Origin of the sequence: Vibrio sp. YT-17 (assembly GCF_033337375.1) — a bacterium.
Classification (GTDB): domain Bacteria; phylum Pseudomonadota; class Gammaproteobacteria; order Enterobacterales; family Vibrionaceae; genus Vibrio; species Vibrio alginolyticus.
In genome coordinates, this window is the sequence record NZ_JAWOQP010000003.1 from 162,224 (window position 1) to 185,445 (window position 23,222).

A 23,222-nucleotide genomic window follows, 5' to 3' on the forward strand; every position below is an offset into this window, starting at 1 on the left:
GTTATGTTTTATTGAAAGCTTTCTAGAAGTTAACCCCCATGGCTTTTAGTTCGAGCTCACATTGCTGAGCATTTTCAAACTGAATAGCAGCCATGCCAACTGCTCGGGCACCTTCAACATTGTAAGGCATGTCATCAAGAAATACTGTCTCTTCGGGGTTAAGCTGATACTTTGAAAGTAGAGTTTGGTAGATCTCCGCTTGTGGTTTTAGTAATTGAACTTCAGAAGAGATGATTGCTCCATCAAACAGTGGCCAAAACTCATAGGTAGTACGAAGATGTTCCACAATTTCGTTGATGTTGTCTGTGAGCGCATATACGCCATATCCGGCTCTTTTTACTCGTTTTAACAGCTCTATACTGCCGTAAAGTAATATTTGAGTGTGTTTTACATAATAAAAGAAGCGGTCCATTTCTTCCGTCGTTACTTGGTGTTCACGTTGATAACGCTGTTTTGCTTCCCTTTCGGAGAGCGTCCCTTTATTTAAATCTTTCCAGATTTGTGATGAAAATAGCATCTGAGCCATTTTCTCTGATTCTACGGAACCACCAAATGTTAAGCGAACGATTTCTACTGGAGACCAGCGTACCAACACATTACCTACATCAAAAATGACATTTTTTATCTGGACAGAATTCATAACACACCCCAAGCCAATTGTTCTTCACCACGCTATATGCGGTGAGTGCTGTTTTTGAATCGTTGGAAAGTCGTGCCAAAGGCGCGACTTAAGTTTCTTACACAAAATGAGATTAACATCCAATTGGATACAGAGCGATTATCGCAAAATTGCACTAAACTATATGCAACTTTGTTTATTTGGTTGTAAATCAAGTGTAGCTGTCTTAAAAGATTGAAACTAAAGATAAGTATTGCGAGCTGTTTACGTCATTTCGCGCTGCTTATAAATGATGATTAATATATAATTAGTTAATAATAAAACGATAAAAGTGAATCAAAATCACACTATTGTGCGTCAGGCGGAGTAAGCAAAACAGATTATATGGACTCGATACGTAAGGTTTATCAATATGCAGAACCAAACCTAACTCTCGTTGGCTGGATGGGGTTTCTTGGCTTTCCGCTGTACTACTTTGTCTGGGAGTTTGCCTTTCCACAGGCTTATGAAAATTTACCCCTTAGATTGTTTTGTTCGTTATTGTTTTTCGGAATCATTTTTAGAAACCGCTTATCATCGACTTGGAGAGATTATGTTCCTATTTATTACCAAGTGACGATAACGCTGTGTTTACCGTTTTTCTTTTTTTATATGTTACTGATGAATGACTGGTCCAATGTATGGGTTATGTCGTTTATGTCTGCAATTTTCTTACACATTTTACTGGTTCATGTTACTAGGGTCATGTTTGCTCAAACCTTTGCTGGGATAGGCTTGGCCACATTCTTCGCTTGGGTTGCAAAAGGGTTCCATCTGGACCTGACCATGGATTGGACTCATGTGCCAATCTTTCTGTTTATTTATGTCTTCGGTAATTTGTTCTATTTTCGTAACCAAGTTGAACATGAAGCAAAAGTCTCGCTGGCAAAATCATTCGGGGCAGGGATTGCACATGAAATGCGTAACCCGTTGAGTGGGCTTTGCACTTCAATAGATGTTATCCAGTCGATCTTGCCCAACATGAAAGAGGCAGGAAAAGAGCAGTACGTCATGAGTGTAGAAGATGTCACCTTATTACGTGAAGTGAGTCAGGATGCAATGAACATTATCCAATCGGGTAATGAAACCATCGATTTATTGCTGACTTCGATTGATGAAAATCGAGTTTCTCGTTCTAGCTTCAAAAAATATTCAGCTCACTCGGTCGTTGAACAGGCAATTGAAAGCTTCAGTTATAAACGTGCCACTGATCGATTTGCCATATCGTTGGATGCGAGAAGTGAGTTTGAGTTTCTAGGTAGTGATACGCTGCTTAAATACGTTATGTATAATCTTTTCAAGAATGCCTTCCATCACCGTAAATCTGAAGATTTTCACATACATGTATCCATGATAAGTTCAGAACGCTTTAATCAAATTGTTGTAACCGATAATGGTGCTGGTATTGCTCCTGATGTTCTACGCAATATCTTTCAAGACTTTTACACCACCGGCAAATCAGGAAGTTATGGTTTGGGCCTACCGTTTTGTAAAAAAGTCATGCGTTCATTTGGGGGGAACATTGAGTGTCAATCTCAGTTAGGGGAGTGGTCTCAATTTACGTTAACTTTCCCACTAACGACATCTGATACCGTTACTGAAATCAAAAACGATCTGACTAAACTCAAAACCATTCTAACGGTGACTAGCCAAGATATCTTGGTGTCTAAAGTAACAGATATTAGCCGTTTTATGGGCTTTGACTCGACGATTTTAGATGCCAACCAAGTACTCAAAAAGAAAGAGTACGAGTTCGAATTCGATCTGATTTTTATCGATCTTGAGAGCTTAGATCCAAGAGCAAACCAATTGGATAGATTAGAATCTCTCTTGTCTTTCACTGAAGCACGCATAGTTTATCTTTTTGAGCATCATCCGACTCAGAGAGCACGTAAGGCTGCATATGAACCTATTTGGATCGAAACGCAAGCCTGGTTATTGAATACTAAACCAACTATTGAGCGTCTCTTATATGATTCAAGCTATGTATCGACACCAACGGCCTCGGTGACGTTAGATAATTCAAATAAGCGCACAATTATGGTCGTGGATGATAATGAGTCTTTGCGTAAATTCACGGCAATGTTACTTGAAAAGCAAGGCTTTGAAGTGATTCAGAAAGAAGACGGGCAGCAGGCTCTGGATACACTAGAGCAAGAAGATGTTGATCTCATTCTGATGGATATCGAAATGCCAATTATGGATGGTGTAGAAGCGTCTAGGCGAATTCGAAGCTCGGATAAAAACTATGCGTCGGTACCTATTATTGCGCATACAGGGGATAGTTCACCTGTCACGTTGGACAAAATTGGGTCTTCGGGTATGTCTGACTTCATCGTAAAACCGGCGGATAAAAATCGTTTGTTCGATAAAATCGCAAACTGGATCTAATCATTCGCGACTTGTTTTCTTGAGGCGAGTTGCTCACAACGAATAACACGAATAAAGAGCTCAGCAAAACTGTTGAGCTCTTTAGTTTTATCTACACACTAACTTACACAAACTCTAAGTCAGGGTGTGCAAATGCTTGTTGGCAGACAGTGAGTACATGATCAACTTCAGCAGCTGTCATGTCTGCATTGACTGAAAAACGGATGATGTTTTTGTTCCTTCCAGTTGCAGGGCGGCAAAACACTGCGCCGTAAACATTTCGCTCTTCGAGAAAGTCGCGGACTCGCTCAGTGTTTCTCTCGTTACCACATTCTAATGCGATAATTTGTGATTCACTGCGAATAGTAAATCCAATGCGTTTTAAACCAACGGCTAAAGACTTGGCTCTTTCAAACAGAATATCTCGCTTATCATCTGATTTTCTTATGACGTCCAGTGTTTTCTCTAGCCGAATGATCTCTTGCGGTAGTACGGTAGAACTAAATATTGCAGGGTACGCCACAAATGGAAGCGTCTTCGCCAGTTTTTCTGGGCCTAAAATCGCGCCAGCACGATAAGCAAATGTCTTGGCAAGACTAACGGTAATAAAATCTACCTTATGAGTTAAGCCAAGACCCTGCAGTATCCCCGCACCTTGTGGACCGTGTGTACCTAAAGAGTGTGATTCATCTACAACCAGGCCGCAGTCAAACTCCTGTGCTATTTCGTAGATATCACGTAGAGGAGCGATGGTCCCGATAGTGCTGTAAACCGAATCCACAACAATGATCCCTGAGCCGTGACGTGAAATCTGTTTTCTTAGGTGACTGGTGTTGTTATGCATGAACGGATGAATTTGTGCTCCGGCAATACGTGCGCCTTCCCACAAAGACATATGTGCAAAGAAATCAATGTACACAGGTATGTTCGGTGCACAAATAGTCTGCAATAAACCGACATTCGCAGCCCAACCAGATTGAGAGAGTAGACAACTAGGCATACCAACGAAACTGGCTAGCTGCGTTTCAAATGCAGGTTTCGATTCATCATCTTGTAAGAAAATCGCGGACATCACGACGTTGTCATCGTGCTGGGAAATCGCATCACGATGCGCGTTTTGAATCTCCTTATTATGAGACAGTGCAAGGTAATCATTGCTTTGCAGGACAACGGCATTACACGGTGGGCGTTTACCAAGAACAAGGTGTTTTTTGTTCTCATTCGGTTCGATTAGATCTTGAATATAAAAATCTAGGCGTTCCTCGATAAAGGAGGGAAGTGGTTTGCTTTGTATAGTTTCACTCATAATAAATCTCTTCTTCATATGGAAAAACGCCAGCGCTGACACTTATTCATATTGCGGATTTTGGGGAGAGTGTCACTAACCAGGTTGCATAAGTTTGCAGACCCTTGCAAACTCGACATTTGAGGGTTGGATGGTGGCTGTAACTCTATAGGGGCCCGGGGTCTAAACTAGTTTGTGCTTAAAGTTTATACGGCGATTTTGCGGTGTTTTTTCGTGCTTCATATCTGGGATTTTGGATGAGGAATATAAAGTTTGAAAAGTGAAAAAAATGGGCGCATTAGATAACAAAAAAGGCGCGAAAATCGCGCCTTGAAACATGAGTAGATAAAAGACAAGCTTATCGCTTATTACGTAAATAGCGCTTACGACGCTCTTCTTTACGCTTCGCTTTTTCTTCTTCTTTACGGGCGGTTTCAATCTCGACTTCAATCAGCTCTTGAGTGATCATTTCTGGGCGTTCTAATGTAATTTGGCCCAAAGTGCCTTGGCGAAGTTCGTGCAATAAGATCTCCGATACTTTGTGCAAGTCAACACGTCCACCTGCACGTAGTGCACCGCGGCGACGACCAATTTCTTCCATGATCTCGATATCTGATTCTGGAAGCTCTTCAATTTGATAACGCTCTTTAAGCTTGTCTGCATAATGAGCTGCTAGGTATTCAATGGTATAGAATGCGACTTCGTCATATTCCATCGCTGTATCTTTTACCGCGCCAGTAGCCGCAAGGCGGAAGCCACTGTGTGGATTTTCCACTTTTGGCCATAAAATTCCTGGAGTATCAGATAATACGATGCCATTTTGCAGGTTGATACGTTGTTGACGACGTGTAACCGCGGGTTGGTTACCTGTTACAGCGATTGTTCGACCTGCGAGGGTGTTAATGATCGTCGACTTTCCAACGTTTGGGATGCCCATGATCATGGTGCGAATGTTTTTACCAATTTCTTCTCGGTGTGGGGCAAGTTTGCGGCAAAGCTCCATGATTCGATGCACTTCTTGTGGTTCAGAAGTCGTGATCGCCATTGCTTTTACATGTTGCTCTTGCTCCAAGTGCTCAATCCACAGTTGAGTTAACTCTGGATCGGCCAAATCACGTTTGTTCAAAACTTTAACGACAGGTTTGTCACCACGGATTTGAGAAATCAAAGGGTTTTCACTACTGAAAGGAATACGAGCATCCAGTACTTCGATGATCACATCCACTTGAGGGATTGCTTCTTCGATCTCTTTACGTGCTTTGTGCATGTGGCCAGGAAACCATTGAATATTGTTGTTAACCATTTGAAAAATATGCCTTTTGTTTTTATGGTTAAGCCGGTGGGGTATCAAGTGGGGTACCAAAAGAAAAAATCAGATAGTGGGGTACTAGAAGTACTTTAAGTGTCACCTGAAGCCACGACAGCAATGTTGTGATCATTTTAACACTTTAACTGTTAGGACGAAAATCTTCGTCACTTTAAAAATTTAACAAGTCGATTAGTGAGATTTATTTTTCTGGCTTAATCTGTCTATCTCGGTACGCTAACGTAAGTTCAGCTCTTAAGTGATTATTTATACCAATGCTTCTCTTAAGTCTGGGGTTGAGGGGCTGTTCTTAGCTTATGTAACGTTATAGAGTTGTCAGCGTTCAAAGAGGGTCTACTAATAGCTACCGCTTAAGTCAATGTTTTCACGGCTGGAAGTGATGATCTGCCTTTTGCATATCAACGGCAATTCAGACGTAATTTCTAAAACAGTTTATAACGGTGTAGCGATTTGAGTGACACCTAATCTTTTTAGAACTCCACTTCAGTATCAATCCGAAAACGACAAATGTAGTGCTCATAAAATGAACTATGGAATTTGTATTTTATCGGAAGTTTTCAAAAAATTCGACTTAGACGTTAATCTAGATACAGTTTGATTAAGACGTTAGCTAAGTGTGTACCATCGTTAGGCCTACTATAATTGTATTTGTTTTCGTCTCATTTCTTTGATTGGTTTCTCTATGATTCACCTTTAATTTTTTGGTAGATGAAACTTCTTCGTAAATAGGTTTCAAGTTAGTATCGTTGTTCTCGAGAAACAGTATATAAGTTAATATAATCAGCATCTTAACTAAGATAAATTATCCATCTCCATTAAATCTCTTTAGTTCTTTAATAATCTTATCTTTTTCTTTAATTTGATTATTTAGTATCTGAATTATATCTCGATTTACATATGGGATACTTTTATTAATGATTCTACTAGGCAGTAAGTTATCAAACATAATAGCTATTGCTCTCTCGATTATATCATCCTGACTAGTGTCAAGATTATTAGTCAACCTGTCTAGTTTTTTCTTACTTTTATCTGAAATCGATATATTTATTTGGTTTGGTCTTTGGTGTTTTTTATTTTCTCGATGGGTTTTTGATGACCAAGCTCCTCGAATTTGCTTGCAAAGAAGCTTTATTTCATCATCATTATAATTCCTGTTAACTATTTTGTTTATTTCTAAAATGTTTCTTCTATTCTCTAACCTAATATTTTTCTTGTAACCCACCTTATTAGATAAATAATTTATCACCCAATTTTTATCGTGTATCCCATTTTCTACTAGATGCTCTATATCAAACTTCATAACTCATACCTTATTATATCACTTAGTGATAGTGTAAGAGTTGGGTGTCTATGTTGCAAGCTGTGAAACTTAAGAAGAACTATTAATTCGGAATGTGCAGCTACTCAAACTTTGAACAATGATTCAATGATGTTTGATTCAATATGTTATGATAGGTATCAATACGTGAATTTAGGTGGTTGGTATGAATGAACTGTTGATGGACAACGAGATGAGTGCTGAGAGCAAGTATTTATTTATCGTGCTGTCTTATCTTATGGAAGAGCAAGATCAAAGCTACAGAGCAACTATCGAGAAACTTGCTGATAGGATCGGTACGTCAAAAACGATGGTTTCTACGTCCCTGAGATCTTTGAGTAAAAAAGAGCTTATATCTTGGACATTGGATGAAAATGGTTATTTAGAATTGGATTTTCAGAGAAGTTTTTATTCATTGCCCGATGAAAATTTGAACAAGGTGATAAAAGAAATTATCTCAGACGGTAAGTTGAGAAAAAGACAAATTGTCAAGGGCAATAATGGACATCAAGTTGTAAATCAGGACTTCCTATCTATTCAAGAGTTTTTGTTAGTTTTTTATTTGTTTAATAATATGAACGATAATTTTTGGGTTTGTGGGGTGTCTTTAAAAGTCATGTCCACCGTGATATCTAAAAGTACTCAAACAGCCAAAAGGATTTTTAAATCACTAAATTATAAAATGTTAAAGTTTTTGGACGATGAAATGTTGATTGTTTATTACTCTCCTGGAGTAAAAAACGATTATGGTACGTTTTGTTCTATTTGTAGAATAAACCCAGTATTGTTAGGTTTAAATTGCTTTAAAAGAGAAGAAGTGATGAGCAATCTCCCTTTTTTTCAAGGAAATAGCACTCTCCCTACATGGTTGAGCAAAAAGCTTACTAAGAGGGAAATAAAAGTTTGGGATGCTATTCATTATGACATTAACCCCCAGAAATATGATTTTTATCTCAAGGTTATTGAGGTTGTCTTGTCTAGAATTTTTGAATTGTCATATATTAAGGATGGCAAAGTGATTAAACCAGATAACCATACAATTGTAAGAGAAGAAGTCTTGAATGATCTGTTGTTTTCAATGTTTTCGAAAAAAAATATAACAATGTCTAGACTTTGGAGCTATCGAGTCATTATTAGAGCTGCAGAAGTGAGCTTTGAGCGTCTACTATCTTACCTCAGTAATACAGATGATGTGCATGAACTTTTAAGTACAAATCATATGGTGGTATCATTTTGTGATGAATCAACAACCTTGTCCCTCTTTAAGTAGTTTGGTCAGGTTAAGCATGATTGGGTGCGATAATTAATGTAACTAAATGTCGAGTTGAATCCTGTCCTCTAGCCCAATCGGTATCTATTGTCGCGGGCGTTTTTGGTGTCGGAAATGTTTAATATATTACCTATTACTAATCAGTAGGTAGGGCACTACTGATACAGTTAGTTTTTACATGGCTACTACTCATATGTTCTTAAACCAAGGAGTAGTATCATGACAAGACGTAAACCACGAACAACCAACGCTAATATATTCAAAGGAATAGAGCTAAGAACAAGACAGTTCCCTTTGGTGTATAAAAACCTAGTTCAGGTCCATGACGTACTGACGGATGCGGTCGAGGAGTTCTCACGAATAACGGCCATCAGGCTCGATCTTCGATACCCTGATTCATATGATGGCGATGAAGTTCCCAATGCAATTACCTACTTTTTCCGTTCATTAAATAGTCAAATCAAAGAAGAGCTCAAACGACGAAAAAGGCGAAAATCATCAGTAAGCCGAGAGCGCTTACGCTTTATCTGGTGTAAAGAGATCTACTCGTCACCGTATCCTCACTTCCACATTGTGATTATTTTGAACAAGGATAACTTTCGGTGCTTAGGGAACTACAATGACTTTAGCTTCCTGGAGAGTGTTGATAAGTGTAAAACGCTCTATCAAATGGCGGTATGTGCATGGGTGCGGGCGCTTAATATTGACTTGGAAGCAGCGTATGGGGCAGTACATGTCCCCGAGAACCCAATTTACTACGTAATAGAACGTCACCCTTTTGATGATTATGATGATGAAGACTATGAGGGGGGCAGTTTTGATAAAATGTTCAATGAGTTGTTTAACCGTGCCGTATATTTAACCAAATTGAGAACAAGAGCGTTCGGGCGTGGTAGGACATTCGGCACTAGTCGTCGAACCCAAAAAGAAATAGATAATCAGTTCTTTAGAGAGTTGTTGCAAGAAAGTTTACTTCCTCGTTTTTAAACAAAAAAAAGGGGATTCGTTTCCCCTTATCCTTTGTGACGATGCCTTAAGTCCCATACGCGCCACTGACTCGCTTGAATGTGCGTACGAGCGTCACGTTTAAGCTGAGTCAATGTGAAGGTGTTTGATAAGATGTCACCACTTAGACAGTAGCTACAGAACTGATGACAGTTTTCATTTAACAGGGAATAGTCTGTTTGCACACCAAGCATGGCTTCTGCAATTTGAGCGGTAAACTCGCTGCCAATTGCTCTCCCTTGAGCATTGCAGCTCACGTAAATGGAAAGGGCTGTAGTATCAGCTAGGAACTGATGAATTGTTACGGCTTCAATAAGACCTTTACCATTACGATGGATGATACGTCCATTTCCCACGTAGACACCTGAATGTTCAGCATAACCAAATGCGAGATCGCAAAACACAATGCTACCTCTGACTGGGTGATTGGTTTTCCAGAATAAGTTTTGGATTAAGCTTTTCGATAAGCTACCTACAACAAAGCTTCCTATTGCGTGATATGGATTCATGTTATTTTCTCTCAAATGTAATAATCACGAAACTCAAAAGGCCATGAGCTTAATGTTTATAAGGGATTGACGGTCCCGCCCCCTCACTAAATGACCAGGTTTAAAGCTCAAGAGAAACAAAGTATTTATCGACTTCATCTTGAGTGATACCGATATAGCGAAGGGTGACGCCCTCAGATGTGTGACGAAGCATTTTCATGACACGGCCTATATCCTTTGTAGATTGGTAAAGAAAGTAGCCTCGCGTCTTTCTCATCGAGTGAGTACCTAAAGCGATATTTAGCTCTTGGCCTACTTGTTGAAATGCTATAGACACAGCACGTCGCGTGATTGGCTGTGGTGGTTTGTTTTTCAACTGTTGGCATCGGTGGGATTGAAACAAGTGCATATGGTCGGGATGTTGCTCCCTTAACCTAGCAATATGTTGCTGCGCTTTAGTATTGAGCTGAATGTTTGCCAGCTTGCCAGTTTTGCTCTCACGAATAATAAGTCGGTCACCATGAATGTCTTCAAAGCGGATCGATAACAAATCAGAAATCCGCAGTGCCAGGTTTAATCCGATATGCCACACATCGGCCATTTGTGGATGACAACGAATACTCAGCAAATGACCAATCAGGCGAATGGTGTCATCGTTTTTGATTGCTTGGACCTCAGCCATAATCTGCTTCCTTTTTTGTCTGTATAAGGATGTTTTGGGAAGCACAGAGCCGACGATATCAAGAAACCCTTGTGCAATAAGGGATTGAAGCTTCCCGTTTTAACAATATGGGAAGCAGGCATCGGAGTAGCTCTATGCTGGTGGTTTTGTTGAATGCTTGGTTACTGAAAGTGCTAAGGTTTTACGAAGTGTCAAACCTCAAACCAGAGATTTAAACTCTTGCACAATAGGGGTGATTTAAGCTGTAAAGCATGGGGTTAGGTTGATTTTGTCGATGAGAAAAAGCAGAGGTCTATGTTTCTAGCTTTTCTTGTTATGATGATGCAGTGAGCTGAGAGCATCTATGCTTTATGGTGAAAGATGATTTTAGTTGTTGTATCAAAAAAGCCCTGAGAACGACTCAAGGCTTATGAACATTTTACGTACGTTTACACTTTAGATCACGTAAGTGGATAATGTCGTTATTACTCAAGCCATTCATGCCTTGAGTCCAATGCAGTATCGTTTTGGTTAATGACATATAACTTAGTGCATTATTATCTTTGTAGATATTTTGGAGAGAATCAAAAAGGTCTATTTGACAGTCAACATGAGTACCGTCAGACATCTCTGTGCTAAAGCCATTGTAAGAAAATACATAAGTTTCATCTGGAGTGGTAGACCATTGATAAATTTCACTGATTTTCACTGGAGATATGATATCTGCATATTTATCATTGATCTCGTTGACTCTAGGCTCTAATCCTTGCGGAAACTCTTTCTTCATCTTCCATTCGGAACGTTCTACTCGCATAAGGCTGTCTTTGATCGGCCTTTCGGCTTCAAGCTTTTTAATAATGTTTTCAATCTTCGCTGTTTCTTCTAAACGTTGCTCTAGTGTGGATTTTAGCTCCAGATCTTTGACTAACTTTTTGTACTCTTCGGTTAGCCTTTCAATTTTCTCAGACCTCTCATCTTCAATCTGAGTGTTAATTGCTTTGGTTAATTGTTTAAAGTCACACTGGTACTGTACGATGGTTCTCTCGCGACTATCTTCGAAAGTTTCCCAGTTTACCTCTTCACATATCTGGCGATTGTTGAAAGCTTGATTAATAGTGAATGATCGTTCGTATTGGATAATTTCGTTATCTATATTGATGTAGCTAAAAGGTTGGTTTTGAAGTGACTCTATGTCACCCTCACAACCTGATAGTGAAATAGTGGCGGCGATAGCCGTTAAACTCAGTAGAAACTGCTTTTTTACTGACATTGTTTATCCTTAGAATCATTGATTAATTGTTAAGTAGTACCTTCCTAATAAGTGGCATCACCAACCCAGTTAATAGCCAAGTTAGTGATGGATTGCCCGCCACGCTGAACGGATATACTTATATCGTTCAGCACTATACATATATAGGCATGGCTTTTTCTATGCGTCTGGTTGAATTTATTGATAAAACTTACATTTTCTATGAAATTAAAAGTTGGGTTTAGGCGCCGATTACTTTTATTGAGTCATATACGCCAATTGCTACATAAGCTAGAAAGTTACACTCCCACATTTCATACAGCTCCGTGGTTTCTTGTAGGTGCATGCCCAGCCAGCCGCTAAAGCGAGCGAAAGCGACGTTGTTAGCAAAATCAAAAGTCAGGTCGGGAACCAGTTCCGGTGTCTCGTCACCAACATAAACGCGGTCCGTTATCTCCCTAATGGCAATATGGCTGTCTTTAATATCGATAGTTATAGAGACAGGATGAAACCCTCCTTCTTTCGGGTGGCAACTGGTGTCCTTAAAACGGATAGTTAGCCGCCCTCGGTAATTAACATCATGAATAGAGCGTTTGATTAAGTCTTTGAGTTGGCGTGAAGGCTTGGCTCGCTTGCACGCGAACATAGCCAGGTGAGCAGCTTGATTCATAGTGACCTCTTTGAGGGAAATGGAGATTAGCGAATGGGGGTAATGTCGATTGAGATTGCAGAGTGCGCGATGAGCGAGCGAGTGACTGCTTTAAGCCAGCTGGCGAGTAAGATTTGTACTTCTGGCCGTTGTAAGCTGCACTGCTTAATCTCAGGGTGATAGAACCAACAACCCGCGAAGTTGAAATACAGCGATAACTCTTTTTGTGGCGAGCCTGTGACGACAACATCAAAGGTTGCGATAAAGCGAAGTTGCCAAGGCGAATCACTGGATGTGCGTTCTAGTTGAATTTCAATGGGCTGAAATCGTTGGTCAGTCTCTTGAGAACGAATGTTTAACGCCAAGCGCTCAACTGTATTAGGAATGGTGCTGTCCAATAGCAGGGCATCAAGAAAGCAATGCATTGGAGTAACGAGCTCATCATTAAGCCCGGAAACAATAAACTCACTCATATCAATCCCTTTTCAGCAAATGAGACACAGTCTTCACCAACAACGATGTGGTCTAAGACACGGATATCCACGAGCTTTAGAGCGTCGATAAGTCGCTGAGTAATGCGTTTGTCGGCTTGGCTAGGCTCAGCAATGCCGGAAGGGTGGTTGTGGGCAAAAATCACCGCGGCAGCGTTGTGGTTTAGTGCCGTTTTTAATACTTCACGGGGGTAAATCGAAGCGGCGTCAATCGTGCCAAAGAACAACTCTTCGAAGCTGATCAATTGATGTTGGTTATCAAGAAACATCACGGCAAACACTTCGCGGTCATGTGCTCCTAATCTGAGTTCTAAATACTCTTTGACATTGGTGGGGTTAGTAAACGTGCCTTCACGTTTGTATTTCGTAGCTAGAGCTTCGGCTGCACGCTCTAGCAGCTCATTGAGTTCTGAAGTCTCAAAGGGGTAGTCATGGTCAGTATTTGGGGTACGCATAAGGGCTCCTTGGGGTATCTGTTTGGTTATGCGTACTGATGAAATATATCTGAAAGTGTTTTAAATCAGGCTTGTTAGGAACTGGAGGGTAGAAAGCAAGCGTGCCCAGAGACAGGTAAAAAATAACTTACTTGCCGTTGTTATGTAGAAATCGCTGTAAAGCAAGTTATTAACAACCAAGCCGAATCAAAGAATGTATCGGCTTTTTAGTCTCTGGAGAGTATGAGAATGAGTATAGAAATTTATGTAGAAGCGGCCATGGTGAGAAAACAAAGAGGTCGTCTTGTTGGTGGTGTTGCGTACATAGCACTCGATGCTGATGGATGTATTGATGATGAAGATTGGGATCCTGTTGACTATGTTACTGACCAGGCTTACCTAGAGCTGTCAGCGCTTGCTTTTGGATTAAAGCGAGCGAGAGATGGCGATATTATTTATTCAAGCAGCGATTATTGCGTCAAGGGTTTTAATGAGTGGTTAGATTGCTGGAAGCGACGAGACTGGTGTAAGGCAAATAAAGAACCGATAGCTAATGAAGATCTTTGGCGGCTGGTGGATGAAAGAAGCGCGGAGAAGCGTGTTGAGGTGAGAAAAGTCGCTGCCTGTTCCGCAGGAAAAGATGCCGCTTATAGATACGCTCTCCTGGCAACGAAACGTCTGTTGTAATGACAATGAATCACTTGCTGGTATTACCAGCAAGTGATTCTTTTTTGTTGTTATCGAATTTTATAGCTTTGCAGACAAAGCTTAGGGGGCAAAAAGCAGTATTTTTCTACGTGTCAGTCAATCCCATGGGAACACACAGCATAGGAGGACGTCCCATGAGATTTCTAAAGTTAAAAGAAGTAATGCAAAAAACTGCACTGAGCCGTTCAGCGATTTACCGAAAAATGAATGATGGTGAGTTTCCAAAGTCCATCAGTTTGGGGGATAGGTCTGTAGCTTGGGTTGATAGTGAAATTGATGATTGGATGGAAGCGTGTTTGGGAGAGCGTGAAATTAGAGAGCGATAGTTCTCACGGAAATGAGGATGTGTGAAGAGAATGTTGACACTTTGTCTTCATGTTTTGCGTAGTGCTTTGAAAGTCATAAGTCAGTGTAGCTTGCGTTGATTGGCTCGTGCATTTCTTTCGAGAGTATGGCTTATTATTGAATCACAAATATTTAATTTAGAGTGTCATTTATAGTCGGTTAACGCATTAATTTCTAACAAAACCAAGTGATGGTTGTTGTCCGAACTGAGTATCTTTCCATCAGTCTTCTAGGCGCAAAAATGAGGGAGGTTATCATGGGGTGCTTGAGAGGTAGTTGTGGTGTTCTAGGTGAGTTGGTTGAATTAGCTGCGAGTCAAAATAGTGAGCGCGCTGACTACCTAGAAACAGTCGCAATAGAGAATAGATATCTGATCGTTGAGTTGGGTGGTGTCACGGTGTACTTGTTGGTAAGTGGGGGCTTGTTAAAATCAGATGAGTTTACTTTAGTTCGTCGTCATCAAAGACGCGGCGTTTATAAAGAGCGCCGCGCGCATAGAGAGTTTGCTGCGAGAGAAAAAGCCCATATCGGCGCAAGAAGGCGCAGCATGGTGCAGCAAGTTAGCATGGCAAATTTTAGCCTTATCTCAAGATAAGACTGAATAATACGCTATTTAAAGCAAACGAGGGTTATGTCGGTGATAGGTACCGCACAGCACGCCAACACCTGACCTTGTGCTTTTTCACTGGCTTGAATTGCGGGGGCATCGGCTTGGTGCACGGAACCTGATTTAACGGTGCATTTACACGCTCCGCAGAATCCGGCTCTACAGCTGTTGGAGATGGAAAGACCAGCAGCTTCGGCTTGCTCAAGGATAGTGCTTTGGTTGTCACCTTCAAATACCACTCCATCTAGGCAAACTTTAACCTTTTTATAGGGCGGCAAGGGAGCTCTTGATATACCAAAGGTTTCTTGGTGATATTGTTCTTCTCTTAGTCCGTTGGTTAGCATTAGTTTTTTAATATTTTCCATGAAGCCACTAGGCCCACAAACAAAGACTTGTCGTGAGCTAAAGTCTGGAATTTGCTTCAAATGGGAAAGATTAAACCGCCCTGCTTGTCCTGGCCAATGTTCTGATGGCTTGCTGAGTAGGTAGGTAATGGTCACATTCGGGTGGTGCTCGCTGATGAGTCTCAGCTCTTGTTTGAAAGGTATATCATCTTCGGCCACGCATTGGTGATAGAACACGATGTCACGAGTATCATTTCTATCTGTTAAATCACGCAGTATCGACATCATAGGGGTTACCCCGCTACCTGCTGACAGTAATAATAAAGGGGCATTTGACGCTTCTGAAAGGTGAAAACTCCCTTTTGGTTGGTCCGCGATAATTGTTCCCCCGGTTTGAAGATGAGCAAGCAGCCAATTGGACACTTTACCGCCATGGACTCGCTTCACCGAAATGGCCAAACGTTCTGGCCGAGTTGGACTAGAGGAGAGGGTATAGGTTCGTTTTACGCGCTGATTATCGATCAACACTTCAATTGGAAGATGCTGACCAGCTTTGTAGCTTGGCGTGTGATCTGTCTTGGGCTTAAGCCAGAAGGTCTCAAAATCTTTTGCGACGGTTTCTCTGGCCACACAAATAAACTCTTGTTTCTTCGCATCGAGGTCTTCGTAGCGTTCTTTGGCTTTATATTCAAGCACCTCAACGATGTCATTGGTTGAGATCATCCCTTCGTTTTTTGCGATAAGATTCTGGCCAAAAAATATTTTTCCATCCTCGTTGGCTCTAAAACGAGAGAAGGTCTTGAGTGGCTCCTTGTTTGCTCTGAATGCGCCTTGATCAACATTGAGTGTGGTTAATATACAGCGCTCACAAGGTTCTACGGTTTCAAACTCTACGTCACCGATTTTAATCCGCTTCCATGAATCTTCGATAAAAGGCTCATCGGATTGAACGACCAGATTGGTACGAAACTGCGCCATGTTATGTACCTCACTACTTCGCCTATTGAGCTCATCCAACGAGGCGGAACTAATGAGCAATAGTGGAAAGCCATCAGCAAAACTGACGGGCTGGGCCGTGTTTTCTCTTATCCGGTTGGACTGTTCCCCTGTGAAGATGAGTGTCACTCGTTTGCCTATTACCTTACTGAACCAATCATCCGCTTCATCGGTCGTCGTATAAGCAGAAAAGTGATCTCTCCATACGATTGCGTTGGTGTTGTGCATATTGAAATTAGCATAATGCAATTCAAGTGGAGGCATGCCGGGATAAGTAAAGACGATTCCCGTAGGTCGTAAGCTTGATGCCACCTTAACCATGTTCGGGTATTGACGTGCAGTGACCATCGTCGGGTACTTAGCACTCATTGCTCGGGAGTCACCCACTAGCATTAGCATAAAGCGGCGATCAAAACAGAGGCCTTGCTTTTCGACCCATGATGAAGACAGGGAAATTCCACTAGTGGACTTAACTGGGTAAACACTTATTTGAGAAAGTACAGTAGGATTGACCACAATGTGCCCTTTTAAAATGATGTTTTTGAGGAATGAAATAAAAAGTAGGCTGACGCTAAGAAAATGCCTATCTCAGCCTACAGAGCATAATCAATAGAAGTATGATCGTTTACTGCGACAGAATATGGCTTCATAACCGAAGACACACTTACTTAGGATGAATGTCGTCGAACCCAATACACTCGATATCGTTCTCTTTCAACCAGTTGGAAAACGCGTCACTAGTTAAGATCTCCCATTCTTGGCGTCGATGATGCGTATAACTAGACAGTTGCTCCAACTCTGCGCTGACTGAATTAGCAGGGTGGCACATTAACTCAATGGTGCCATTCGGCATGGCTTGCTTGTAGGCAGTCAATATGGCTTTTAGGTGTTCGATAGTTGCGCCTTCTGCAAAAAAGCCAGTGTCAAATGCATCTGGTGTAGGCACAGAAAGTCGATCTTGACCAAGAATAAAGGTATCAATCCGTCTTACCGGAAGGCCGATTTCATTCGCTGCTTGGACAAACCCCGCTTTTAGAGGCCGGTATGCGCTAGCAAAATGATGGCTGTCGATGTGGCTGATTTTTAACCCTGCGTCTAGCGCGGCTTGATATTGTGCCAGTAACTCTCTTTTTATATCGTCAGCGGACACCTCTGACTTACTAAATAGCGCTGTCCTCGAGAAAAAATTACCATTTTTGTCTACGAGAGTCGGTATGGCTTCAGGCTTGGAAATAGGCTTGCCTGATGTCACTGTAAAATGAAGCCCAACATGACGAATTAATCCACTTTTGTAGAGTTGTATCGCGTGGTTTACCGCTGGCTGGTTCATCATGATGGTTGTGGATTTTACCGTTCCTGCGCGAAAACAGTCGGCAATACCTAAATTTACTGACTCTGTAAGACCAAAGTCATCTGCATTCAATATAAGTTTCATACGGCATAACCTGAATGATTAAAGTGAATAATACTGGCATTAAGCATGATCACAGCAACTTTCTGTAGTGACAGCTTCGAGCTTCTCTCTTACGCCAAACTAAGTATTTTTATGGTGGGTATTAGATTGATTAATTTATAATGTAATTTTTCGTCTAACAAACTAATACAATCCCAATATAAATTAACTGAGGTAATGCATGGGTGTGCCAGCTAACCAACAGCAACTCCTTTCGCTACTGTATACATTCAGTGTGGCTGCTCGTCATTTGAGCTTTACCGATGCCGCTGAGGAGCTTTTCTTAACGCAAGGAGCGATCAGTCAGCGAATAAAAAAGCTTGAGGGTTTACTTAAATTCAACTTGTTTATCCGAAAAACAAGAAGGCTAGAACTTACACCAGAGGGGGGGAGGGTATTAACTACACTCAATAGTTCGTTCGAATCTATCTTTTCCGTATTATCCGATATCCAAACGGGGGAACTTACTGGCGATTTATACATAGCCACCTCACCTTATTTTGCTTCGGCATGGTTGATCCCTCGCTTACCCTCACTTCGGCGGCAATACCCAAGTTTAAGTATTAAGTTGCAGACGAAGCAAAACCAATCTGATTTTCAGTTTGAACCATACGATGTAGCTATTTTTTATAGCGAAGGGCGTTACCCCAATCACTATAGTGAACGACTTTTTTCTGGCATCAGGACTCCAGTATGCAGCGCCTCTTATGCTCAAGAGCTTAACCTTCATAGTGGAATTGAGTCACTTTCTCGGGTGAATTTTATTCATAGGGGGGATACGAGTGCATGGCAGTATTGGCTAGATGAAATGGGGGCCAATATTGACTGTAAGAAAAAATGTGACTTTTACAGTGATAACCGCCTAGCAATGGAGGCAGCAGAGTTATCTCTAGGGGTCTTTCTAGCACGGCTAGAGTTTGCTCTTCCCTTAATTAATGCAGGAAAGCTGGTGGCACTTTTTCCAAGGATTGAATCAGGGAAAGGCTACGACCTGGTATGTCCTAAGGGGATGGAAACAAGAGCAAAATTTCAAGCCTTCTCTCGTTGGATTCACGCTGAGGTGAATAGTAAGAATAATCATATGGGCTAATGGGATGGAGCAGTAGAGCCTCGTTCGCTATCAACTAAAGAAGCCTAGCATCGCTGCTAGGCTTTGAGTTGGGAATAATGAAATCAACGATTTCTTGTATGTAACAAAAAAGCACAAATCGTTGCGGCGACACCGCACAGCGTCAAGACTAATCCCAGCGACTGCATGGCTCCAGCCAGACCGAGCCCTATACTTAGCAACAAGTAATAAGCTAGGCCAAATAATGCGCCAGCGCTCCCCGCAACCTCTTTGTAATCGACTAAAGCTTGGCTCAAGATATTTGGTATTGCGATACCAAATGAGATCACAACGCCCATCATAGGTAACAAGAACCACAGTGATGATTGAGTCAGCCATACCGTTGTTCCACAAATGAGCGCGATACCAACGGCGAGTTTGGTCAGTGCCATGGGTGACCATCCCTTATTGATAAGGTGCTTATTCATCATGCTACCAATAAATGTCGCCATAGCAAGCACTACACCGGAGTAGCCAAAGTCTTTTGCTGTCATACCAATATCTGAAAACAAAAATGGTGCGAGGCTGTAATACCCAAACAACATTGAGTTGAAAGTAGCAACCAGTAAGGCGTTTAGCCAAAGTGTTGAGTCTTTTGACATTCGCTTTATCAAGGGCCACATCTGTACCTTAGAGGTTGTCATGGGCCTAGTTTCAGGTAACCCCCATACTGCTATGAGCAATAGAACCATTGCGAGTAGCATCAAACCACTGAAAACACCGACATAGCCATAGTATTCAGCAAGCAACCCACCGCTCAATAGGCCTATGACAGGGCTAATTGAGAGAGCAACCCCCATGACGGAGAATACTTTTGCTAATTCAGAGCCATCATAGCAATCACGCAGCATTGTCTGAGTAATGACCGAACCCACTGCGGCACCAAATGCAGAAATGACACGCGCCAACAACAATATTTCAAACTTGTTTGTGACTAAAGCGAGTAGTGCACCAAGTCCATACGTCAGTAAACCTGCAAGCATAGTTGGGCGTCTTCCGATTAAGTCACTTAGTCTTCCCCAAAACACCACTCCGATAGCAAATGCTAAAAAGTAGACGGAAAGTGTTTGAGATGCTTTAGCATCGCTAACATTAAACTGATGAGCGATATCAGTAAGAGCTGGACTGTAGATTGTCTCCACGATTTGTGGAAACATCATTAATACCACCGCTAGCCATAGAGGTGGAACTTTAGAAATCATAATAACCTCCATTAATTAAGTGGCGGCCATTGTAAAGTTTCGCTTAAAGCTCTGTTATAATAATTAAGACTAAATACATCAAAAATAGGACATTATGGCAATCATTCATCCGCAGCAAGATTTTAATCCTGATTTAATCGATGCCATGGTTGTTGGCGTGGCCTCAAAGCTCGCTGTGCATGACTCTGGCCCACATACGCATCGATCTCACCAACTGCTGTTTGCTCAAGCAGGGTGTATGAGTATTGAATTGGATCAGCGGATATGTCTGCTTCCTCCTAGCCGCGCTGTTTGGATTCCAGCTGGGATGGTACATAGAGTGTTAATGACTGGTGTCGTTGAGTACCGTTCACTTTACTTCTCGCTTGACACTGCGTTGCCTGACTTTGACAAGGTCCAGATAATGGAGGTCAATCCTTTACTGAGAGAGCTGATTGAAAGGATGGCTCATTGGCAATGGGACATGCCCGTGGGTGACCAAAAAACGATACTTGCTCTTTTTTTGGAAGAGATAAAGAGCGCACCACGCGAATATTGGCAGTTAAAAATGCCGAAACATCCGAGGTTACAAACTTGGTTATCAGACCTTAAACAAGATCATTTGTTACCTGAACAACTCAACACATTCTCTAAACAAATTGGAATGAGTACGAAGACGGTCAGCCGTATTTTCAAAGCTGAGACGGGCATGAGTTACCAAGCTTGGCGTCAGCAATGGCGGTTACTTAAAGCAATGAATTTATTAGCTGATGACTTACAAGTTAACCAAGTCGCTGATAAATTAGCCTTTTCAAGCGATAGTGCTTTTATCAGTTTTTTCAAAAAACACACAGGGCATACGCCACTCCATTATCAAAATAATGAGTAAGCGGGCGCGAGAAAGAAAATCATACATGACTGCTCGCCCCGTTTAGAGTGAGTGCTTGCCCAATATGGATTCAAGTTCATCTTTTGGCATTGCTCGATAAAATAACCAACCCTGTGCTTTGGGGCTGTCACAAAGCTGTTTGATATGTGCCAGCTCCGATGGGTGCTCAATGCCCTCAAAAATGAGCGGTTTATTCAATTGGTTTATCATTACAATAATATGTGTAACCAACTCTCGCTTGAGATCATTGGATAGAGATTGTGTAAAAATACGGTCTATTTTTATCTCGCTAAAATCTATTTCCGTTAGCCACACCAAGTTTGCTAACCCTGTTCCAAAATCGTCCAGAGCCACAATAAAACCGAGCCCTTTCGCTTTTTGTGAAAATGCCCTCAGGTAAGGAATATCCAATTCCACTCTTTCAGTAATCTCAAGTTTAATTTGGCTAGGGTTAATCCCCTTTGAGGCCACTTTATCGATCAGGGCATCAAGATAGTCCAAGTGAAGTATCTCGTAAGATGAAACATTCAATGCGAGGAAAAACGAGGAGTCCGAACGTAGCAGGGCTTCCATCTCTGATAATGCGGTATCGGCGATGAATTCAGACAATTGAGCATAAAGTGATAGCTCCTCAGCCATCTGAATGACAAATTCTGGCGATACATGGCCTAGTCGTTCATCGTGCCATCTAAGTAGCGACTCAACTCCGACAATATGTTCAGATCGGGCATCAACAATAGGTTGGTAGGCTAAATGTAACCGCTTATGCTTGAGAGCTTCTTGAAATCGATGCTCCATGGAGGCACGTCGCTTTTGAACGGAAGCCCACCAATAAGTGAGTAAGGCACTGAGCAAAGCGCATATCAGAACCACGACAATGAGCGCGGGAGCTGATAAATACAAGATACTAGAACGCTTGTTATTTGTGTCTATACAAATAGGCAGTGTGTCACTGCATTGCTGAATCTGTTGATATAGGAAAGGTAGCTCAAAGGCTTCTGAGTCGAGGGCTTCATACGAAGCAAGAGTCTGAGACGGGCCTTGGGATAAAATGCGATAAGAAAAATCAGGAGCCAATCGCGAATACTGAGCATAGAAATCCAGTGATGCAAATGCAGCAATGGAGCCTACTCTAAAGGCAACCAAAGGTAAATCTGCCGGAAAAAGGTTGTTAGTATCTGTATAAATTTGCAGCGCTGAAGTCTCTTGGCTTTGCTTATCAATCAAAGGAGGAGGTGAATCTAAGAGACCCCAGTTGGCGGTGCATACGAGTGTGTCTTTTTCGATCAAACCAATGTCATAGACAAAATAATGGTAATTCGCGAGAAGCTGAAACTTATCAATGGTAGCAGAAGAGCATTGCTCAAGTGGTTTTTCTTGAGCTTCATCGATAGCCGTCATCACATCTTGTACAACACGTTCAGTATGTGCGAGTAACCTTTCAGTAAATGCTGATTGCTTGGAAAGTTGAAATTGCATAATAGAAAAATTAGCCAGTGCAAGCAGCACCAAAAATGTCACCGTCGCAATGCTTAGTATTAAAGTGCGCATCGTGTTTAGTGACATAGTTTACCTCGTTTCTGCGTGTTAATGATTGAGTGTATCGCTTGTAAGTCAATGCTGTTCAAGCTGGGCAGTTCCCCAACTATGTTGTGAGGCTTTGAATGTCTCAATAACGGTGACACGAAATTGGTGTCCTGAATACGTCATTGATGCGCATAACTTGAGCCCTGATGATTTTAGGCCTGCAAGCAGTTGATCTCAATATGTAGTCGGAAATGTTTTATTATACGTAAACCGAGAATTTTATGTTACTGATTGGGTTGTGGGTAGGTATTGGGCGAGACAAACGCAGGAGAGGTCACGGTTATCTCATGTTTTCCTTCTTTATAGTTGAATTCAATAAACCTAGACGTCCAACCGATGGTATTTGTCACTTTGGGTAGAGTAAACGTACATTTTTCTCATCACAGCGGCCTTTTATCGTATTGGCGCTGTACCTAATGTTGGTAGGGAATATGCGAAAATCACGCCCATTGGGGTTGTATGCAGACCAAAGTGTCGCTTCCTTTTCTGGAACAAATCTGTCGTGATTACGATATGTTTTTTGTCGTATCTCCATGTCACTGAGGGATAAGAGTGATTATCAAGGAACAGAGCGTAGTACTCATTAAGAGCCGTACTTATGATTTTGGAATCAATCGAATGTGATTCATTAGGTAATATTCGAACCATGTTTTCACCTGGCAGTTTATCAATGTATTGAAGCAGAGAGTCTGGAGTAAAAAAGTCATCTGATGAGGTATTGATAATATATTTTGGAATAGAAAGTCGGTCTGCGTATTCAGGTAAATTTGAATACGCAAGTAGCTCCTCAATACGCATC

General features: G+C 41.5%; 23 protein-coding genes. 8 read left to right on the forward strand and 15 right to left on the reverse strand.

What is annotated here, in order from left to right; translation table 11 throughout:
* Positions 1-22: 22 nt before the first annotated feature.
* Complete coding sequence (locus R7F67_RS04535; protein ID WP_318057016.1) at positions 23-640, reverse strand: HAD family phosphatase; 618 nt, start codon at positions 638-640, stop codon at positions 23-25.
* A 363-nt stretch (positions 641-1,003) separates the two neighbouring features.
* On the opposite strand from R7F67_RS04535, the gene R7F67_RS04540 reads away from it, so the two are divergent.
* Positions 1,004-3,049 carry a response regulator gene (locus R7F67_RS04540; protein ID WP_137282685.1) on the forward strand — a complete coding sequence of 682 codons (2,046 nt, stop codon included), beginning with the start codon at positions 1,004-1,006 and terminating at the stop codon, positions 3,047-3,049.
* 103 nt (positions 3,050-3,152) lie between these two features.
* Here R7F67_RS04540 and cqsA read toward each other — a convergent pair whose 3' ends face one another.
* The 3 genes from cqsA to R7F67_RS04555 form a co-directional block, all read right to left on the reverse strand.
* The gene (gene cqsA, locus R7F67_RS04545; RefSeq protein ID WP_053349163.1) at positions 3,153-4,334 is read right to left on the reverse strand and encodes an alpha-hydroxyketone-type quorum-sensing autoinducer synthase; all 1,182 of its coding nucleotides are present in this window, start codon (positions 4,332-4,334) and stop codon (positions 3,153-3,155) included.
* A 337-nt stretch (positions 4,335-4,671) separates the two neighbouring features.
* Entirely contained in the window at positions 4,672-5,616 is a 945-nt protein-coding gene (gene ylqF / locus R7F67_RS04550; RefSeq protein WP_054866316.1) for a ribosome biogenesis GTPase YlqF, read from the reverse strand.
* A gap of 826 nt (positions 5,617-6,442) precedes the next feature.
* On the reverse strand, positions 6,443-6,940 hold the full coding sequence (locus tag R7F67_RS04555) for a ribbon-helix-helix protein, CopG family (protein WP_318057017.1): 498 nt from the start codon (positions 6,938-6,940) through the stop codon (positions 6,443-6,445).
* A 184-nt stretch (positions 6,941-7,124) separates the two neighbouring features.
* Here R7F67_RS04555 and R7F67_RS04560 point away from each other — a divergent pair, with 184 nt between their 5' ends.
* Entirely contained in the window at positions 7,125-8,228 is a 1,104-nt protein-coding gene (locus R7F67_RS04560; RefSeq protein WP_318057018.1) for a hypothetical protein, read from the forward strand.
* Between the two features lie 219 nt (positions 8,229-8,447).
* On the forward strand, positions 8,448-9,215 hold the full coding sequence (locus R7F67_RS04565) for an inovirus Gp2 family protein (RefSeq protein WP_301949065.1): 768 nt from the start codon (positions 8,448-8,450) through the stop codon (positions 9,213-9,215).
* A gap of 26 nt (positions 9,216-9,241) precedes the next feature.
* Here R7F67_RS04565 and R7F67_RS04570 read toward each other — a convergent pair whose 3' ends face one another.
* From R7F67_RS04570 to radC, 6 genes are all read right to left on the reverse strand, one after another.
* Positions 9,242-9,742 (reverse strand): lecithin retinol acyltransferase family protein, encoded by a 501-nt coding sequence (locus R7F67_RS04570; protein ID WP_318057019.1) that lies wholly within the window; start codon positions 9,740-9,742, stop codon positions 9,242-9,244.
* Positions 9,743-9,842: 100 nt separating this feature from the next.
* Positions 9,843-10,403, reverse strand: a complete 561-nt coding sequence (locus R7F67_RS04575) for a tyrosine-type recombinase/integrase (protein WP_318057020.1) — start codon at positions 10,401-10,403, stop codon at positions 9,843-9,845.
* A 418-nt stretch (positions 10,404-10,821) separates the two neighbouring features.
* Positions 10,822-11,652 carry a hypothetical protein gene (locus tag R7F67_RS04580; protein ID WP_262638211.1) on the reverse strand — a complete coding sequence of 277 codons (831 nt, stop codon included), beginning with the start codon at positions 11,650-11,652 and terminating at the stop codon, positions 10,822-10,824.
* A 220-nt stretch (positions 11,653-11,872) separates the two neighbouring features.
* Complete coding sequence (locus R7F67_RS04585) at positions 11,873-12,301, reverse strand: DUF2787 family protein (RefSeq protein ID WP_318057021.1); 429 nt, start codon at positions 12,299-12,301, stop codon at positions 11,873-11,875.
* Positions 12,302-12,327: 26 nt separating this feature from the next.
* Positions 12,328-12,753 (reverse strand): DUF2787 family protein, encoded by a 426-nt coding sequence (locus R7F67_RS04590; protein WP_318057022.1) that lies wholly within the window; start codon positions 12,751-12,753, stop codon positions 12,328-12,330.
* Positions 12,750-13,226 (reverse strand): RadC family protein, encoded by a 477-nt coding sequence (radC, locus tag R7F67_RS04595; protein WP_318057023.1) that lies wholly within the window; start codon positions 13,224-13,226, stop codon positions 12,750-12,752. The genes R7F67_RS04590 and radC overlap by 4 nt, the downstream gene beginning before the upstream one ends.
* Positions 13,227-13,454: 228 nt before the next feature.
* Between radC and R7F67_RS04600 the strand changes: the two genes are divergently transcribed.
* The 3 genes from R7F67_RS04600 to R7F67_RS04610 all read left to right on the forward strand — a co-directional run bounded on the left by R7F67_RS04600 (position 13,455) and on the right by R7F67_RS04610 (position 14,853).
* Complete coding sequence (locus tag R7F67_RS04600) at positions 13,455-13,892, forward strand: RNase H family protein (RefSeq protein ID WP_318057024.1); 438 nt, start codon at positions 13,455-13,457, stop codon at positions 13,890-13,892.
* Between the two features lie 125 nt (positions 13,893-14,017).
* Positions 14,018-14,239 carry an AlpA family transcriptional regulator gene (locus R7F67_RS04605; protein WP_411913737.1) on the forward strand — a complete coding sequence of 74 codons (222 nt, stop codon included), beginning with the start codon at positions 14,018-14,020 and terminating at the stop codon, positions 14,237-14,239.
* Positions 14,240-14,514: 275 nt separating this feature from the next.
* Positions 14,515-14,853, forward strand: a complete 339-nt coding sequence (locus R7F67_RS04610; RefSeq protein ID WP_318057026.1) for a hypothetical protein — start codon at positions 14,515-14,517, stop codon at positions 14,851-14,853.
* A 14-nt stretch (positions 14,854-14,867) separates the two neighbouring features.
* On the opposite strand, the gene R7F67_RS04615 is transcribed toward R7F67_RS04610, so the two are convergent.
* Positions 14,868-16,721, reverse strand: coding sequence for a hybrid-cluster NAD(P)-dependent oxidoreductase (locus tag R7F67_RS04615; protein ID WP_318057027.1), 1,854 nt, complete (start codon positions 16,719-16,721; stop codon positions 14,868-14,870).
* A gap of 148 nt (positions 16,722-16,869) precedes the next feature.
* Positions 16,870-17,640: a carbohydrate deacetylase gene (locus tag R7F67_RS04620; RefSeq protein WP_318057028.1), complete on the reverse strand. Its 771-nt coding sequence runs from the start codon at positions 17,638-17,640 to the stop codon at positions 16,870-16,872.
* A 199-nt stretch (positions 17,641-17,839) separates the two neighbouring features.
* Here R7F67_RS04620 and R7F67_RS04625 point away from each other — a divergent pair, with 199 nt between their 5' ends.
* Complete coding sequence (locus R7F67_RS04625) at positions 17,840-18,748, forward strand: LysR substrate-binding domain-containing protein (protein ID WP_318057029.1); 909 nt, start codon at positions 17,840-17,842, stop codon at positions 18,746-18,748.
* An 83-nt stretch (positions 18,749-18,831) separates the two neighbouring features.
* Here R7F67_RS04625 and R7F67_RS04630 read toward each other — a convergent pair whose 3' ends face one another.
* Positions 18,832-19,965 (reverse strand): multidrug effflux MFS transporter, encoded by a 1,134-nt coding sequence (locus tag R7F67_RS04630; RefSeq protein ID WP_411913738.1) that lies wholly within the window; start codon positions 19,963-19,965, stop codon positions 18,832-18,834.
* Between the two features lie 97 nt (positions 19,966-20,062).
* On the opposite strand from R7F67_RS04630, the gene R7F67_RS04635 reads away from it, so the two are divergent.
* Positions 20,063-20,836 carry a helix-turn-helix transcriptional regulator gene (locus tag R7F67_RS04635; protein ID WP_318057031.1) on the forward strand — a complete coding sequence of 258 codons (774 nt, stop codon included), beginning with the start codon at positions 20,063-20,065 and terminating at the stop codon, positions 20,834-20,836.
* Positions 20,837-20,878: 42 nt separating this feature from the next.
* Here the strand turns inward: R7F67_RS04635 and R7F67_RS04640 are convergent, their stop codons facing one another.
* The gene (locus R7F67_RS04640) at positions 20,879-22,402 is read right to left on the reverse strand and encodes an EAL domain-containing protein (RefSeq protein ID WP_318057032.1); all 1,524 of its coding nucleotides are present in this window, start codon (positions 22,400-22,402) and stop codon (positions 20,879-20,881) included.
* A 414-nt stretch (positions 22,403-22,816) separates the two neighbouring features.
* A complete protein-coding gene (locus R7F67_RS04645; RefSeq protein ID WP_318057033.1) occupies positions 22,817-23,221 on the reverse strand; it encodes a PhoPQ-activated protein PqaA family protein in 405 nt (134 codons plus the stop codon).
* Position 23,222 lies beyond the last annotated feature (1 nt).

What these genes read in the sequence shown, in the direction of transcription:
- R7F67_RS04585 (WP_318057021.1), bottom strand. Translation starts at nt 12,301, where the DNA reads ATGAATCAAGCTGCTCACCTGGCTATGTTCGCGTGCAAGCGAGCCAAG.
- R7F67_RS04565 (WP_301949065.1), top strand. Translation starts at nt 8,448, where the DNA reads ATGACAAGACGTAAACCACGAACAACCAACGCTAATATATTCAAAGGA.
- R7F67_RS04580 (WP_262638211.1), bottom strand. Translation starts at nt 11,652, where the DNA reads ATGTCAGTAAAAAAGCAGTTTCTACTGAGTTTAACGGCTATCGCCGCC.
- R7F67_RS04600 (WP_318057024.1), top strand. Translation starts at nt 13,455, where the DNA reads ATGAGTATAGAAATTTATGTAGAAGCGGCCATGGTGAGAAAACAAAGA.
- R7F67_RS04575 (WP_318057020.1), bottom strand. Translation starts at nt 10,403, where the DNA reads ATGGCTGAGGTCCAAGCAATCAAAAACGATGACACCATTCGCCTGATT.
- R7F67_RS04645 (WP_318057033.1), bottom strand. Translation starts at nt 23,221, where the DNA reads ATGCGTATTGAGGAGCTACTTGCGTATTCAAATTTACCTGAATACGCA.
- R7F67_RS04605 (WP_411913737.1), top strand. Translation starts at nt 14,018, where the DNA reads ATGGGAACACACAGCATAGGAGGACGTCCCATGAGATTTCTAAAGTTA.
- radC (WP_318057023.1), bottom strand. Translation starts at nt 13,226, where the DNA reads ATGCGTACCCCAAATACTGACCATGACTACCCCTTTGAGACTTCAGAA.
- R7F67_RS04620 (WP_318057028.1), bottom strand. Translation starts at nt 17,640, where the DNA reads ATGAAACTTATATTGAATGCAGATGACTTTGGTCTTACAGAGTCAGTA.
- R7F67_RS04640 (WP_318057032.1), bottom strand. Translation starts at nt 22,402, where the DNA reads ATGTCACTAAACACGATGCGCACTTTAATACTAAGCATTGCGACGGTG.
- R7F67_RS04535 (WP_318057016.1), bottom strand. Translation starts at nt 640, where the DNA reads ATGAATTCTGTCCAGATAAAAAATGTCATTTTTGATGTAGGTAATGTG.
- R7F67_RS04570 (WP_318057019.1), bottom strand. Translation starts at nt 9,742, where the DNA reads ATGAATCCATATCACGCAATAGGAAGCTTTGTTGTAGGTAGCTTATCG.
- R7F67_RS04635 (WP_318057031.1), top strand. Translation starts at nt 20,063, where the DNA reads ATGGCAATCATTCATCCGCAGCAAGATTTTAATCCTGATTTAATCGAT.
- cqsA (WP_053349163.1), bottom strand. Translation starts at nt 4,334, where the DNA reads ATGAGTGAAACTATACAAAGCAAACCACTTCCCTCCTTTATCGAGGAA.
- R7F67_RS04540 (WP_137282685.1), top strand. Translation starts at nt 1,004, where the DNA reads ATGGACTCGATACGTAAGGTTTATCAATATGCAGAACCAAACCTAACT.
- R7F67_RS04625 (WP_318057029.1), top strand. Translation starts at nt 17,840, where the DNA reads ATGGGTGTGCCAGCTAACCAACAGCAACTCCTTTCGCTACTGTATACA.
- R7F67_RS04610 (WP_318057026.1), top strand. Translation starts at nt 14,515, where the DNA reads ATGGGGTGCTTGAGAGGTAGTTGTGGTGTTCTAGGTGAGTTGGTTGAA.
- R7F67_RS04590 (WP_318057022.1), bottom strand. Translation starts at nt 12,753, where the DNA reads ATGAGTGAGTTTATTGTTTCCGGGCTTAATGATGAGCTCGTTACTCCA.
- R7F67_RS04555 (WP_318057017.1), bottom strand. Translation starts at nt 6,940, where the DNA reads ATGAAGTTTGATATAGAGCATCTAGTAGAAAATGGGATACACGATAAA.
- ylqF (WP_054866316.1), bottom strand. Translation starts at nt 5,616, where the DNA reads ATGGTTAACAACAATATTCAATGGTTTCCTGGCCACATGCACAAAGCA.
- R7F67_RS04560 (WP_318057018.1), top strand. Translation starts at nt 7,125, where the DNA reads ATGAATGAACTGTTGATGGACAACGAGATGAGTGCTGAGAGCAAGTAT.